This window comes from Paenibacillus tundrae (assembly GCF_030812775.1).
GTDB lineage: Bacteria > Bacillota > Bacilli > Paenibacillales > Paenibacillaceae > Paenibacillus > Paenibacillus tundrae_A.
This window is the reverse complement of sequence record NZ_JAUSTI010000007.1, coordinates 1-14167: the sequence shown is the minus strand read 5'-3', so window position 1 is coordinate 14167 and position 14167 is coordinate 1. Positions and strand designations below refer to the sequence as shown.

Below are 14167 nucleotides of genomic sequence, written 5' to 3'. Positions count from 1 at the left end.
CCTTTCTCAGAATAATGCGCGATCCTTGTCGTACTTGCGAACAGCATAGTTAGCTATAAGAATAGTGATTAATCCCAATACAGACTGATAGAATCCTGCTGCTGAAGACATCCCAATATCATTGGACGTGATTAGGGATCGGAATACAAATGTGTCAATTACATCTGTAGACGAGAACAATAGACCGTTATTTCCGACCATGTTGTAGAACATCCCGAAATCCCCACGGAATATATTACCGATCGCGAGCAATACAAGAATAATAACTGTTGGAAAAAGGTTAGGTATCGTAATGCGCCAGATACGTTGAAAAATATTAGCTCCATCAATCTCAGCCGCTTCATACATCTCACTGTCAATACTTGTGATCGCTGCTAAGTACATAATGGTTCCATAACCAACAGCCTTCCAAGCAGATACCAATATAAGAATAATAGGCCAGTAAGAAGCTGTGTTATAGACATCAATCGGATTAAGACCAAAGAATTTCAACACAACATTGAGTGTTCCATATTCAAAGTTAAATAGATTGTACGCAATTGCCCCTACAACTACCCAAGAAATAAAGTAGGGCAAAAACATCATGGTTTGAAAGATTTTCCTAAACCATTTATTGGCGACCTCAAAAAGCAAAATAGCCATCATAATCTGAAATACGTTATTAACTATAATAAAGGCCAAATTATATAATGCTGTATTTCGCGTTACTGTCCACGCATCGCCTGACTGGAAGAAAAAACGAAAATTATCAAGCCCGTTCCAAGGACTGCCGAATATGCCCCCACTGTAATTAAATTGTTTGAATGCAAGCACAATACCTGCCATCGGTATATACGCAAAAACAAAGAAAAATATCACGGCTGGCAATAACATTAGCAAAAGCGTTCGGTATTGTACCACATCTCCCCAGAAGCCTTTTTTCATGTTGCTCCTCCTTATAAGTTTCTAATCTGACCTCATTATAAGTTGGAAGCGTATACATTTATATATGGTAGAACTTAGTTCTTCTTTGAAAAGCTTATATCCCATAAGAATCAGAGTTGAAGTCAGCTTTTAGCAAAATTTTGTAGAATCAATCATGGGATATCTGGCGTTCTTCCAGATAATCATTTAAATATATCGATTTAATTTCTTCTAATACACTCGATGAATACGCTGAGAACTTTAAAGGTTCATTTTTTCCTTTAGTCATATATGCTCCAGATTGATAAGATAAGTTTCCAATACTAGACTTGTATAATATGTCTGCTCCTTTACTTGGATGAGGAAAGAACCATCTTGTTATGGGTATTAGAAAAAAAGGAATTCCATTTTTTCGATCATTTCGTAATGTATTATTTCCCCCAGGGTCTACACAAATAATCTTAATCCCCTCTTTAGAGAGTTCAGAAGATATTTCTTGCGACCATAGTGTCATTGCTAATTTGCTTGTAGAATAAGGTCCAATTAACTTTTTGAATTTTTTCGGGCGCATCATATCTTCATAAGTTATTCTATATATGAAGTTAAATGCGTTTGTACTTGTGTTTACAATCAGCTTGTGGGAACCCATTTTTATTAATGGTTTTAATTCAGCTAGAAGGATATACGGTACAACCGTGTGTAGCTCAAAATGTAGTTCTCTTGCTTGAGCAGAGTAATAGAGCTTATCAAAACTCCCACCAGCGTTATTAAATAATACGTCAATTCCCTTTTCATTCTCTTTTATGTCTTTAATAGCTAGTTTCAGTTCAATAAAATTTGATAGGTCAGCTTTGTAGATTCTAATTTGCCCTTCTTTTATTTTCATTTGTATATCTTGTTCAACCTCAGGGAAGTTAGATTTAATTAAAGCAATAACGTTCCAACCTTCTCCAATTAACTTCTTGGTAAGTTCTAGGCCGATCCCTCTATTCGCTCCTGTAATCATTGCTGTTTTTATCATATTCATAATGACCTCCTCCTTGTAATGAAGAGTATAAACTTTAAAGTTGACTCTAATGCAAGGAAATGTGATCATCTACTAAAATACATTCATAAGGTGTGATTGTTTGACATACTCCATCCAGCAAATTTCCAAAATGGTAAACTTATCGACTCATACTATTCGCTATTATGAAAAAATCAATCTAATTCCTGAAGTGAAGAGAAATCCTAGCGGATACCGTATTTATGAAAACGAGGATATTGAGCGTCTAAAATTAATTACTTGTCTGAAGAATGTAGGAATGTCTTTAGAAAATATAAGGCCCTTTCTATCGATCAAAGATAATGAATTACTTTCAGACTATCCTGATTTGATGGATATGGCATTAAAACATAAAGAAGATATGTTGAATCAAATAGCGGATTTACAGAAAGTTATTGAGATCATTGATAGTAAACTTGAACAGAACTCTTTCAGGCATATTCCATCAAGCAATTAATAGTTATTTATCTGTAGAACGAAATTAAAGGCACCCATAAGGGTGCCTTCAATGTTATAACCTGCCTCTCTTTGACAAGTTGGATAAAACGAACACAAATATATCAATCAACCTTGTTGTGACGTGCAAGTGCTGCAACAGAGCCGCGGAAATCGGGTCTGCCGTCTGCCGTCCACAAAAGCTTCGTCACAAATGTATGGCGATTCGGATCGTACAGCGGATCTCCTATAATGTCCTTATATGTTCTAGCGTGGAACACAAATAGCGTCTCTTCGCCGTCCTCTGACACTGTGAAGGAATTATGACCGGGACCATACATTGAGATGCTCTCATCTGTCGAGAGAACCGCTGTTTGCGACTTACGCCATGAGGTGGCATCGAGCAAATCAGCATCCGCATTGGCTTCAAGTAGGCCCATGCAATAATTGAAATCGGTGGCGCTAGCCGAGTAAGAGAGGAACACCCGATTACCCTTGCGAAGAAATGCCGCGCCTTCGTTCACTTTATAACCAATGATTTCCCAGTCATATTCCGGCATGGAAATCATCGTTTGCGGACCAGTCAGCGTCCACGGATTGCTTATTTTAGATATATACAGATTAGAGTTACCTTCGATATTTGGATCCTTTTGTGCCCATACGTAATAACGGCTTCCATTATGCTCAAAGGTAGTGGCATCGAGGGCGAAGCTTTCCCACGCGGTACGAACCTGCCCTCTTTCCGTCCAACTACCTTCGAGCGGATTGGCATTTTCATTCTCTAGCACGTACATCCGATGGTCGAACAAGCCTTCATTCGTTTCCGTCGTGTGTGCGGCAGCGAAATACACGTACCATTTGTCATCAATAAAATGCAGTTCAGGTGCCCAAATATTAGCACTAAGGATACCCGTCTCGCGCTTTCTCCAGATCACTACAGGAGTTGAAGTAGCAAGCCCCTCAAGATTCTGGGCTCTACGGATTTCAATCCGATCATACTCCGGAACGGATGCTACAAAGTAATAATACCCGTCCGAATGTCGGTAAATAAAAGGATCAGCTCTCTGCTCAATCAATGGTTGAATGTCGTGTAACACTCTTTTTTGGACTTCCATCTTATCACCCGTTTCACCATAATATATGCTACCCTTTAACAGCACCTGCAGTCATACCATCTATGAAATATTTCTGAAAAGCAATGAATAAGATAAAAATTGGAATGATGGAGAAGAAGGAACCTACGATCAATAGATCATAGTTATTGCCATAAGGAGTTAACAACGTTTTCAAACCGATTGGAAGTGTATATTTACTCTGATCTCCGAGCACCATGAATGGCCACAATAGATTATTCCAGCTATTCATACCATTCAAAATGGCCATTGCTGCAAAGGATGGCTTCATAATCGGCATAATGAGCCTGAAATAAATGGCATACTCGTTTGCGCCATCAACCCGCCCAGATTGAATAATCTCTTTGGGTATGCTTCGTAGATATTGCCTGAAGAAAAATATTGTCGCGGCATTGGCTATACCGGGTAGAATGATTGCTGAATAGCTATTCACCATTCCCAAATCATTAATTAGGCTATATAAAGGAACTAGCAGTATTTCGAAAGGCACCATCATAATGAGCAAAACACATATAAAGAGGAAGTTCTTACCTTTAAAATCATATGCTGCAAAACCATAAGCAACAAATGCACTTACAAAAAGGGTTAAAACCACTTGAACGATAGTTAAAATCATACTGTTCCAAAACCACACAAAATAATCATGTTGTCCAGTAAACAGATAGATGAAATTATTAAAACTCATAATTTCAAAATCCAAACTTAGGTTAAGACCATACCTAACTAATGATTCACCTGGTTTAAAGGAAGATAGGGCCACTGCATAGAATGGAATCATAATTAAAACGAATAGTATAATGAATAAACAAATAATGACTATTCTAGAGATGAAATCACTCCTGGTCTGACTTTTGCCCACTTTAATCCTCCCCCTTTTTAAACATTCCACTAAATTTCAACTGTGTTAAATTGATAACCATAGCAATGACTAACAGTACGATACCAACTGCAGCTGCGTAACCCAGCTTGTTCTGCTCAATCCCTTGTCTATACAAATATCCAACAATGGTTAAGCCAATATTTTTGGGTGAATTGTTACCGTTAAACATCATCAGGCTCTCCGTAAACATGGCTAAACCTGCATACACACTAATTGTCGTAACATATACCGTGGTCGGCTTCAATAATGGCATTGTGATCGTTCTAAACTTCTGCCAAGCAGATGCTCCATCAATTGAAGCAGCCTCATAATATTCATTGTCAATGCTTTTCAAACCGGATAGATAGTAAAGCATATTCACACCTGTCCATCTCCAACATGCGAGGATTAACAGTGCTGCCATACTCCAAGTTCCGTCTTTCAAAAATTTAATCGGCTCTACACCAAATAGACCTAGGAAACTATTCATTAATGAACCTTCCATCTCACCGAATGTAAGGCGGAAAATGGTACCCGCAACTGCGACAGATGTCAATGCAGGGAGAAAGAACGAAGATTTAAAAAACTCTCTTCCCATCATTAACTTACTGTTTATCATAACGGCGAATAACATTGGAAGAGGAATTAACAGTACTAAGGTTCCTAACATGTACACAACGCTATTTTTAATAGCCGTCAAAAACACTTTATCCGTAAGTAATTTCGAATAATTGGCTTCACCAATCCATTTTGGATCCTGTCCCAACATCCGATCTTGAAAGCTCATGACGAATGAATTTACAAGCGGAAAAAACCAGAATATCAAAAATATAAGTATAAATGGAAGTACGAAGACATAAGGTGCAACTTTTTGAGAGTATACAAATTTCTTTATCATATTCTCAATCTCCCTTGACTAAGGTTAAACCTGCCGACCACTATACCTGCCGACAGGTTTAACCAAATCATTTACTTATTCTATTTATTTCAATTCTTGTTCAATTGCTGCTTGTGCTTCATCCAACGCTTCCTTCACGTCTTGACCATCTTCAAAGATGGCGTTCAAAGTAACCGTATTGAAGATATTGCCGATGATCGGTGAAGCTTTGACGGACTTGATCGCTCTAATTTCGTCCTTGATTTCATTCAAAGTATCAAACGCATTTGTTTTGAAGTATTGGACGTATTCATTATCAGGGTTTTTCGTTACTGCATCATCTTTCCATACTTCCATGTTGATTGGGTCAAATCCAAGTGTATTCCAGATTTCAGTCGTAGCTTCTTTCGAAAGCTTAGCAAAAGCTACGAATTCTTTGGCCAATTGAACGTCTTTACCACTCTTCGTAACAACTGTGCCAGTACCGCCTAAGCCAACGGAACGAGGATTACCTTCTTCAAATACAGGCAATGGAGCAATTGCATATTTACCTTTAAGATCCTTCATTTCGTTTACAAAGCGGGACATGTACCACTCAGGCATCAATGCGCTTGCGTAGTTGCCTTTGTTGTATTCGCCTTTTGCTTCTTCTGTGTCGGGTTGTCCGCCTGGGATCGTATGAATAACATTGTTCTTCTGCAGATCGACTAACATTTCATACGCTTTAATCATTTCAGGCGAGTTCACTTTTGGATTACCATTTTCATCTGTAAAATCTGTGTTTTGCTGAGCTAACAGTAATGATGCTTGCCACGTAGCAGATGTATCAGCAGTACCTAAGTACTTGCCAGTCTTTTCATAAACCTTGATCCCTGCTTGTTTGTAATCTTCCCACGTTATGATTGTCTTGTAGTCAACACCTGCTTGTTCGAGAATTTCAGTATTGTAGAAAGCAAGCGTTGCACCTACGTGGTAATCAAATCCATAAACCTGATCGGCTTTGGAATAAATCTCGACACGTGAAGGAACAACAACGTCTTTGTATGGTGCAAATACATCATTCAAAGATTCCAGAGGAACGTTGTCACCTTCCAAGAATTTAGGGAATTGACCAAGCTCAATATCCGCAATATCAGGAGCACCTTTTCCGCTTGTAACTGCCAATAAGAGCTTGTTGTGCATATCATCGTAAGGCATAACGGTTACATTCAACTTAATCTGTTTGTCTGGGTTCTCTTCGTTCCATAAGCCCAGCATTTTATCCAAATGCTTGCCGTGCAAATCCACAAATGTCCAAAACGACAATTCTGTTGCATTCTCACCGGCATTAGCGCCTAATTGCTGTGTTTCCGTATTTGAATCAGAAGGGTTACCACATGCTGTAAAAAAAAGGGACATCATAAGGACTGTAACAATGGAGATTAACGTACTGCGTTTTTTCATTTGTTCGTCATCCTCTCTTTTTGTGTTAAGCATTTGAAAAGTCGGCTGACTAGTTAGTTCTGTTAATTTAAGCGGTTTCAATCCATCTTAGCACCACCATTCTCAACATCATTCTAACCGTTCAAAGAAAAGACCCCTTCGCAACAATTTCTCAGATTTCATATTGTAAGCGCTTTACATGCCGTATTATAATATATATGAAATAAGCTTTATATAACCAATTGATTATAAAATCATAAAGTTTATGGGGAGATGCTACTCTTTGAAAAAGCTGGCGCTCTACAAACAAATTCGAGAACATATTATTCAAAAAATTAAATCAGGGCAGCTTCGGCCAACAGACCGCATTCCTTCTGAACAAGAACTGATGGACGAATTCAGAGTCAGTAAAATAACCGTCAAGAACGCCCTAACTCTACTCGCTGACGAAGGATTGATTATACGCGTACAAGGCAAAGGCTCCTTCGTCTCTTCAAGTCTTGCTGTTTCTAGCATCCATTCACAGCCATCCTCATACAGCTCGACTTCTATGCCGCTCATCGGCTTTATTATTCCGACAATGAGAACCCGTGTCATTCAGAAGCTCGTTGACTACACGGAACAATTTCTGCAAGAAGCCGGCCTCAACATGGTACTTAGCATCACGCGCGAGTCCTCCTCTATTGAAACAAACGTCATTCGTACACTAACGGAGCTCGGTGTGAAGGGACTGATCGTTTTTCCGACAGAAGATGAGAAGTACAACGAATCATTGCTGCGCTTGTCGCTCGATAAATTCCCGTGTGTGTTCATCGACCGCTATCTGCGCAACATTGAGACGTATACCATTACATCCGACAATTACGGCGGTGCGTATAAGGCTGTGTCCCATTTGTTATCCAAGAGTCATCAGCGAATTGCGCTCATCTCACCTGAAAATGCCAATACAGCCGTCGAGGATCGCACGCTTGGCTTCGAGCAAGCGTACACAGATCAAGGCATTTCGATTGACAAAAGCTTGTGGTGTCACATCCCTCTCAACATTCTACGCAGCGAGCAAGCATTGGACTATGTAAGCGACTTCTTGCAGAACCACAGTGGAATTTCGGCAGCATTCTCCCTGACTGAAGAAACAGCACGCCTTACATCGGCCGCTATCCGTCGTCTGAACGATCATTCCAATATTGAATTGCTATCTTTCGATAATCCACATCTTTCTGGCGTAGCTTATGTGCAGCAGGATGAACAGGAAATGGCACGAACAGCAGTAAAGCTGTTACATGAACAGATGGAAGATATGTATTCTCCTAAGAACGCCATTATTCCCGTGCAACTCATCTTCCCTTGACACGACAATTGTTGCAGCTATTCGATAGATAAGCTGGGCAGTTAGATCGGTTTTACCAGTTGTTATATAAGATCATCTGCCCAGTTATCTTATGAATCAATGATTATATGGCTAGCCTTACAAGTAAGAATCCTTAAGCCTGCGCAAAAAAAAACGAACTATCTAATGATAGCCAAATGAAAATTAATGCAATCCTCAGTCCATCCTTCTTTTTTAGTCTTATAAGAAAACGAATAGAGTTTAGATATGATAAATGCCCCCTCTAATTCTTATTGTCCGCCTTCTTTTTGAGCAGTTTGATTATGAGCATTAAATAATACTTTTAACAATGGCGGTGCAATTAAAGTAGTAAGTATGATCATAATAACAACGGAGGTGAAATATTCAGGTAACAGAAGCCCTGCTTGTAAACCAGTTGCGGCAATAATCAATGCAACTTCCCCTCTTGATACCATTCCAGCTCCAATAGCAAAAGAAGAAACATTGCTGAATCCCGTTATCTTTGCTCCTAATGCACCGCCGAGTAATCCTTGAGATTGCAATACCTGCTGCAAAAGAACCGATAATACCGGCCATACCCATTAAATCAGCGAAATATGCAAATCCAAAGCAAATGAAAAGAGCGATTGATATAATGGGTTCCGTCACTTTAAGCGTGGAAAGCCACTTCATAACACGAGGAACGATAAACACGCCTGCAACAAACACACCAATGAAGAACAACACTTTCTTCCCTACTAGAAGTCCTAACGATACATCCTCACCTGTACCCAAGAAACTCATCATAAATGCCAAAAGAACCACAACTAAAATATCATCTACTACAGCAGCTCCAAGTGTAGTTGTGCCCTCTCTTGTACTTAAACGATTCCAGCTAAAGCTACAGCAACTGCTGATTTCTAGTTTTTCTAAAACTGGTCTAGATCACCGTATAAACACCATCTCTACCTACTCTTCAACTCCACATATCAGACCATTCGAACGCGTTCTCCAACATAATAATACCCCAATAATCATAGGTAAATACGTTGCTTAAACAGACAAAAACATAGTTTTAACGCACAAAAACACCATCATTAATCCCTGTATACGCATTTTCGATAAAATCTCTTAAATCAGGTTTAAAGCAGTATTTATATATATAAATTAGAACATATAAACTCTTCGCAACAAAATAGAACCGGTATAGGAGAGTCTAACAGTCGTGTTCAAGGTTAATTAAATACTTAGACTATTTACAAGTCTTTAGCGGTTGAACATATACATATGTGTTCTAATAAAATAAAAAAGCCGCTAATTTAGCGACTTCTACCCACTTGCCCTTATTTGTCCTCAATATTTGTTTAATTCATTACTATGGCTATTAAAATATCAACTTGCAATTGTAAACCGATCGGTTTATACTGATACAAACAGTACAGGAAGTGAGGCGATATATAAACAAGCCTATCCATAACTTAAGCCAAATAGCTTCTGTATAACAAAATCATAACAACTAATGGAGGGATTTTCCATGTCTAAAGTAAATGTAGGCGCTGAGAATGAACAACCAATCGAACTGTATTATGAGGATCATGGTACGGGAAAACCAATCATTCTGATTCATGGCTGGCCTTTGAGTGGACGATCCTGGGAAAAGCAAGTTCCTGCGCTGATTGAAGCGGGTTACCGTGTGATCACATATGACCGTCGTGGATTTGGTCAGTCTTCTCAACCTTGGGATGGTTATGACTATGATACTTTTGCCTCAGACTTGCATAAATTGATTTTGCACCTTGATCTGCGTGATGCCACATTAGTCGGATTCTCCATGGGTGGCGGCGAAGTTGCACGTTATGTGGGAACCTACGGAACAGAACGCGTTTCTAAAGCCGTATTTGCGGGAGCGGTTCCTCCCTATCTCTATATAACCGAAGATAATCCTCAAGGAGGATTGGATGATGCAACGATTGCCGAGTTCCAAAACGGGGTAAAAGCCGATCGGCTAGCATTCCTGGATGGTTTTACAAGTAACTTTTTCGCTGCTGGGGATCGCACAGACCTTGTGAGCGAACCATTCCGTATCTATAACCGTGATATTGCAGCTGCGGCTTCACCTAAAGGCACATTGGATTGTATTGCTGCCTTTGCCCTGACTGATTTCCGTCAGGATCTGGAGAAATTTAATATCCCAACGTTGGTTATCCATGGCGATTCCGATGCTATTGTCCCTCTGGAAGTAAGTGGCCAACGAACTCATGAATCCATCCCTAGCAGCCGTCTGGTCGTTGTCGAGGGTGGACCACATGGATTTAATGCGACGCATGCTGAACAATTTAATGCAGCGTTGATTGAGTTTTTGCAGGGATAAGTCTAGTTCAAATGATGATTTTGGAAACAAGAAGATAATGAGAGAACAAGCAGAACGCCTCCCAATAGGTGGACGTCCTGCTTGTTCATTGTTTCATAGGAGTTGCCATATGAAGAATGAACACGCTCTTAATCATTGGTAATACAAATAAAGAGCCACGATGCATAAGCTAGATGGCTACTTGGTACATTATGAATCTGAATCGATTCCAGATGGGTATCGAAATCGGAAAGTAACTTGTATTTATAAACCGATCGGTTTATACTAACACAAACGGTATTGAAAGCGAGGAACATGTAATGAATAATCTAACTCCCCCATTTACTCTTGAGACAGCAATTCAAAAAACGCGTATGGCAGAAAATAGCTGGAATAGCCGAGACCCTCAGCGCGTCTCCCTTGTGTACACTGAGGATTGTTATTGGAGAAATCGCAGTGAATTTATAACAGGCCGCCAAGCAATTGTCGCTTTACTAACTAGAAAATGGGCCAAAGAACTCGATTACCGACTCATTAAGGAACTTTGGTCATTTACAGATAACCGTATTGCTGTAAGGTTTGCATATGAGTGGCATGATGATAGCGGCAATTGGTTTAGATCATATGGGAACGAGAATTGGGATTTCGCTGACGACGGTTTGATGCAACGTAGATTTGCTTCGATCAATGATATGCCCATTAAAGAAGAGGAACGAAAGTTCCATTGGCCTCTCGGCACGCGTCCCGCTGATCATCCAAGCCTAAGTGAGTTAAACCTATGACGCGGACTGTTTTTGAGAAAAGTGATGTCATTCCTCTCGTCACTGAGGTATTTCGAGAATTAGGTTATGAAGGGGCGTCCTTGAGTAAAATTACAGCCCGTACGCGTCTATCCAAAGGAAGCTTATATTATTTCTTCCCGGGTGGAAAAGATGAAATGGCTGCGGAAATTCTTGCTCATGTTGATCAATGGTTTATCAAGAACATTTATGAACCGCTCGAAAAGAATGAACCTCGATCAGCCATTGCTCACATGTGGCAAGAAGTCGATACGTATTTTCAATCTGGTCAGCGTATATGCCTTATTGGTGCGTTTGCTTTAGACGAAACAAGAGATCGTTTCGCCACTGTCATTCGACAATATTTTGTAAGATGGATTGAGGCATTCAGTGCGGCACTAGTTCGAACAGGTATTTCCCAAGAGGCTGCTGACCAAATTTCAGAGGAAACGATTGCTAGTATTCAAGGGGGACTCGTTCTAAGTAGAGCACTTCATGATGAATCCTATTTTGAACGTACGTTGGCAAATCTGGCACAACGAGTCTCAACTTATATTTCAGAAAATAACTCTGGCCACTGAAATGAGAATGTTCTTCAGCAACACTGGCGAGAAGATTCTCCACCCCAAAAAAACAAGTGATTCTAATCACTTGTTTTTTTAAAGAATGATCATGATCTGTCAAGCTAACTTTATCTCGCCAGTCACGAATAATTAACCGATTTAATTCCAATTTTGTAGGAGGTTCAAAATCATGAGTAATTATGTCATAGATCAATTGAAATTTGTTCGCCGTCAGGCAGTTAATTATGTAGAGAGCATTAGTGACTCTGCTGCGGAAATCATTCCAACAGGTTTGAAAAATAATATAAAATGGAATCTCGGGCACATGTATGTTATACATGAGAAGTTCGCTTTCCAACTTGCTGGGGAAGAAACCAAATATCCGGCTAATTTTAACAAGTTGTTTGATCCAGGAACGAAACCGTCTGACTGGAATATAGAGCCTCCAACGATGTCTGAATTAATCGACTTGCTAACTGAACAGATTGAAAGAGTTGAATTGTTACTTTCGAGCAAGTTGAGTGAAGAAATCAATCCTCATTACAAGTCATCTACAGGGCTTACATTTACAAAGGTAGAACAGTTACTTGGTTTTCTGATATATCATGAAGCAATGCATTTTGCTACAATTAAAAATATCAAGAGCATAACTTTTCAATTGAACTAAGCAACACTTTTGTTGCCTTTTTACCTATTATTATTGTATCGACCTAATGGTATTCCCCTCACTATCCTAAATTCGAACTTACCGAGTCACGCTCAACACATTGATTGTTTAATGTTTCTAATAATTAAGTGTCCGGCCAGTTACCCAGCATCCATTAAACGTTGTGAGTGCTGGGATTGTCTATTGAGACAGATCCATGTTGTCGAATCCAATAACAGATATCTGCTCTGGAACTTTAATGTTATTCTCTCTGAAAACCTTCGTTCCATAACGACGATTCGTAGTCCATCCGTAGCCGCTTCAACCAGTATGTCGTCCCTCATATTTGGGATAAAACAATAGCAGCATCCAATCTCTTCTCACGTAAATACCGATTAGCTGTTGAATTGTCACCACCGAGTGAACTACATATTATTAAGTCACAATGACTCCTAGTCACACTTTCAACTATCCTTTAACCCTTTTAGAAAGGCTGCGTTGGATGCTTGCTGAAAATCAGCTAGCTCTTCCTTCTTGACCGGATGAAGCGTAACAAATTGTTCGATATTATGTGTCATCTTGTTTTAATCCTTTCCGCACATCATATGTTTTGCCGTATTGTTCTGCAAATTATAAAGTATGGAGTAGGACTATAGTAAAGAGTATTTCATACCTATACTTCTAGAATTGAACACCAAAAAAGCAGCGGTTCAGTTTCGTCGGCTGCTTATTGTGGACTATTCACTGTTTAGCTTAATTCCTTAACTGGGTGTACTTTCGATATGCGTTATAATAACTGGCGATATAGAATACAAGCATGATCGCGGGAAGCGACCTCAGAAGGGCAAATGGTGTCTCGAATAGTATTGCTTTCCAAAATAATGAACCTTTCATATTCCAAAGACCTTCAGCTAGAAATATTCCGGAATCCTTGTAAAGCATATAACAAAATGTCAATAATACTATTCCTAAACCAGATGAATACCCCATCGCTCTTTTATAATAATTGCGCTTGGATTGGCGATCTGAGAAAATTTCATTCAGCCCATCATCTTCTTTTTGCCAATATCGAATACCAGCAAGCCGGGAGCCCCTTATGTAAGTCCAACCGAAGTCTTCATATATTCCTTTATAGTCTTTTAATTTGTCCTTTGATAAATTATCTTGGTAGTCAAGTCTCATTACATATCTTTTGTCTGTTTTCTCGAAAGTGTATATCCCTAGACTACTAATTTTTGTACAGCGATACCCTTTTTGAGAATAATTGTTCAACCATTGCTCCTCTTTCTCAATATCAAAAAACATCTTAAATCTCTTCATTCTACTCACTTCCTTCGTACAAAGATAATATATGAAGCAGTCTGTTTTGCTCCATCTTTAGAATGGCGCTTCCTTCTGCGGTGATCATGTAAACTTTTCTCCGACCTGATTCTCCTACAGATTCAATCCAACCGTGTTTATTCAAATTTTCTATTGCACCATATAATGTGCCGGCTGCTAAAATCACAGTACCTTGACTTGTTTCTTCTATCTTCTGCATTACGGCATAGCCATGGAGAGGTTGTCGTAATGCTAATAGGATGTAATGCATCGTTTCAGACAGCGGTAATAACTTATGCTTCATTTCTGCACCCTCTATTCAGTTCGACTATATAGTTCAACTGAACATAATATAATACAGTTCAACTGAATAGTCAACCACAAGGATAAAATAAAAAAAAGCCACTGTAATATAAACTGTACCCTATAGAGTAGACACTTTAAAAAAGTCTCTCTATGGGGTATTTTTTATGTATGCCACCAAAGAGACCGGAATGGAGATACAACA

14 protein-coding genes and 1 pseudogene are annotated in these 14167 nt (G+C 39.3%); 6 read left to right on the top strand and 9 right to left on the bottom strand.

Annotated elements, in window-relative coordinates; genetic code table 11:
* Positions 1-6: 6 nt before the first annotated feature.
* Both J2T19_RS13685 and J2T19_RS13680 read right to left on the bottom strand, forming a co-directional pair.
* Positions 7-924, bottom strand: a complete 918-nt coding sequence (locus J2T19_RS13685; protein WP_307216572.1) for an ABC transporter permease — start codon at positions 922-924, stop codon at positions 7-9.
* Positions 925-1072: 148 nt separating this feature from the next.
* The gene (locus J2T19_RS13680) at positions 1073-1930 is read right to left on the bottom strand and encodes an SDR family NAD(P)-dependent oxidoreductase (protein WP_307216570.1); all 858 of its coding nucleotides are present in this window, start codon (positions 1928-1930) and stop codon (positions 1073-1075) included.
* 100 nt (positions 1931-2030) lie between these two features.
* On the opposite strand from J2T19_RS13680, the gene J2T19_RS13675 reads away from it, so the two are divergent.
* The gene (locus J2T19_RS13675; RefSeq protein ID WP_307216568.1) at positions 2031-2405 is read left to right on the top strand and encodes a MerR family transcriptional regulator; all 375 of its coding nucleotides are present in this window, start codon (positions 2031-2033) and stop codon (positions 2403-2405) included.
* 103 nt (positions 2406-2508) lie between these two features.
* Here J2T19_RS13675 and J2T19_RS13670 read toward each other — a convergent pair whose 3' ends face one another.
* The 4 genes from J2T19_RS13670 to J2T19_RS13655 form a co-directional block, all read right to left on the bottom strand.
* Positions 2509-3498 carry a glycoside hydrolase family 43 protein gene (locus J2T19_RS13670; protein WP_307217112.1) on the bottom strand — a complete coding sequence of 330 codons (990 nt, stop codon included), beginning with the start codon at positions 3496-3498 and terminating at the stop codon, positions 2509-2511.
* Between the two features lie 28 nt (positions 3499-3526).
* On the bottom strand, positions 3527-4375 hold the full coding sequence (locus J2T19_RS13665) for a carbohydrate ABC transporter permease (RefSeq protein WP_307216565.1): 849 nt from the start codon (positions 4373-4375) through the stop codon (positions 3527-3529).
* A 1-nt stretch (position 4376) separates the two neighbouring features.
* Complete coding sequence (locus J2T19_RS13660; protein WP_307216563.1) at positions 4377-5273, bottom strand: carbohydrate ABC transporter permease; 897 nt, start codon at positions 5271-5273, stop codon at positions 4377-4379.
* 84 nt (positions 5274-5357) lie between these two features.
* On the bottom strand, positions 5358-6695 hold the full coding sequence (locus tag J2T19_RS13655) for an ABC transporter substrate-binding protein (protein WP_307216561.1): 1338 nt from the start codon (positions 6693-6695) through the stop codon (positions 5358-5360).
* 262 nt (positions 6696-6957) lie between these two features.
* On the opposite strand from J2T19_RS13655, the gene J2T19_RS13650 reads away from it, so the two are divergent.
* Positions 6958-8022 (top strand): GntR family transcriptional regulator, encoded by a 1065-nt coding sequence (locus tag J2T19_RS13650; RefSeq protein ID WP_307216559.1) that lies wholly within the window; start codon positions 6958-6960, stop codon positions 8020-8022.
* A 269-nt stretch (positions 8023-8291) separates the two neighbouring features.
* On the opposite strand, the pseudogene J2T19_RS13645 reads toward J2T19_RS13650, so the two are convergent.
* A pseudogene (locus J2T19_RS13645) lies at positions 8292-8892 on the bottom strand (cation:proton antiporter); the annotation flags it as partial.
* Positions 8893-9535: 643 nt separating this feature from the next.
* Between J2T19_RS13645 and J2T19_RS13640 the strand changes: the two are divergent.
* From J2T19_RS13640 to J2T19_RS13625, 4 genes are all read left to right on the top strand, one after another.
* Positions 9536-10372, top strand: a complete 837-nt coding sequence (locus J2T19_RS13640; RefSeq protein WP_307216557.1) for an alpha/beta fold hydrolase — start codon at positions 9536-9538, stop codon at positions 10370-10372.
* A gap of 299 nt (positions 10373-10671) precedes the next feature.
* Positions 10672-11133, top strand: a complete 462-nt coding sequence (locus J2T19_RS13635; RefSeq protein ID WP_307216555.1) for a nuclear transport factor 2 family protein — start codon at positions 10672-10674, stop codon at positions 11131-11133.
* The gene (locus J2T19_RS13630) at positions 11130-11711 is read left to right on the top strand and encodes a TetR/AcrR family transcriptional regulator (protein ID WP_307216553.1); all 582 of its coding nucleotides are present in this window, start codon (positions 11130-11132) and stop codon (positions 11709-11711) included. Before J2T19_RS13635 ends, J2T19_RS13630 begins: the two co-directional genes overlap by 4 nt.
* A gap of 172 nt (positions 11712-11883) precedes the next feature.
* Positions 11884-12360, top strand: a complete 477-nt coding sequence (locus tag J2T19_RS13625) for a DinB family protein (RefSeq protein WP_307216551.1) — start codon at positions 11884-11886, stop codon at positions 12358-12360.
* Positions 12361-13092: 732 nt separating this feature from the next.
* Here J2T19_RS13625 and J2T19_RS13620 read toward each other — a convergent pair.
* Both J2T19_RS13620 and J2T19_RS13615 read right to left on the bottom strand, forming a co-directional pair.
* A complete protein-coding gene (locus tag J2T19_RS13620; protein WP_307216549.1) occupies positions 13093-13659 on the bottom strand; it encodes a DUF2812 domain-containing protein in 567 nt (188 codons plus the stop codon).
* 1 nt (position 13660) lies between these two features.
* Entirely contained in the window at positions 13661-13963 is a 303-nt protein-coding gene (locus tag J2T19_RS13615; RefSeq protein WP_307216547.1) for a PadR family transcriptional regulator, read from the bottom strand.
* Positions 13964-14167 lie beyond the last annotated feature (204 nt).

What these genes read in the sequence shown, in the direction of transcription:
- J2T19_RS13660 (WP_307216563.1), bottom strand. Translation starts at nt 5,273, where the DNA reads ATGATAAAGAAATTTGTATACTCTCAAAAAGTTGCACCTTATGTCTTC.
- J2T19_RS13635 (WP_307216555.1), top strand. Translation starts at nt 10,672, where the DNA reads ATGAATAATCTAACTCCCCCATTTACTCTTGAGACAGCAATTCAAAAA.
- J2T19_RS13685 (WP_307216572.1), bottom strand. Translation starts at nt 924, where the DNA reads ATGAAAAAAGGCTTCTGGGGAGATGTGGTACAATACCGAACGCTTTTG.
- J2T19_RS13620 (WP_307216549.1), bottom strand. Translation starts at nt 13,659, where the DNA reads ATGAAGAGATTTAAGATGTTTTTTGATATTGAGAAAGAGGAGCAATGG.
- J2T19_RS13640 (WP_307216557.1), top strand. Translation starts at nt 9,536, where the DNA reads ATGTCTAAAGTAAATGTAGGCGCTGAGAATGAACAACCAATCGAACTG.
- J2T19_RS13670 (WP_307217112.1), bottom strand. Translation starts at nt 3,498, where the DNA reads ATGGAAGTCCAAAAAAGAGTGTTACACGACATTCAACCATTGATTGAG.
- J2T19_RS13615 (WP_307216547.1), bottom strand. Translation starts at nt 13,963, where the DNA reads ATGAAGCATAAGTTATTACCGCTGTCTGAAACGATGCATTACATCCTA.
- J2T19_RS13625 (WP_307216551.1), top strand. Translation starts at nt 11,884, where the DNA reads ATGAGTAATTATGTCATAGATCAATTGAAATTTGTTCGCCGTCAGGCA.
- J2T19_RS13630 (WP_307216553.1), top strand. Translation starts at nt 11,130, where the DNA reads ATGACGCGGACTGTTTTTGAGAAAAGTGATGTCATTCCTCTCGTCACT.
- J2T19_RS13680 (WP_307216570.1), bottom strand. Translation starts at nt 1,930, where the DNA reads ATGAATATGATAAAAACAGCAATGATTACAGGAGCGAATAGAGGGATC.
- J2T19_RS13655 (WP_307216561.1), bottom strand. Translation starts at nt 6,695, where the DNA reads ATGAAAAAACGCAGTACGTTAATCTCCATTGTTACAGTCCTTATGATG.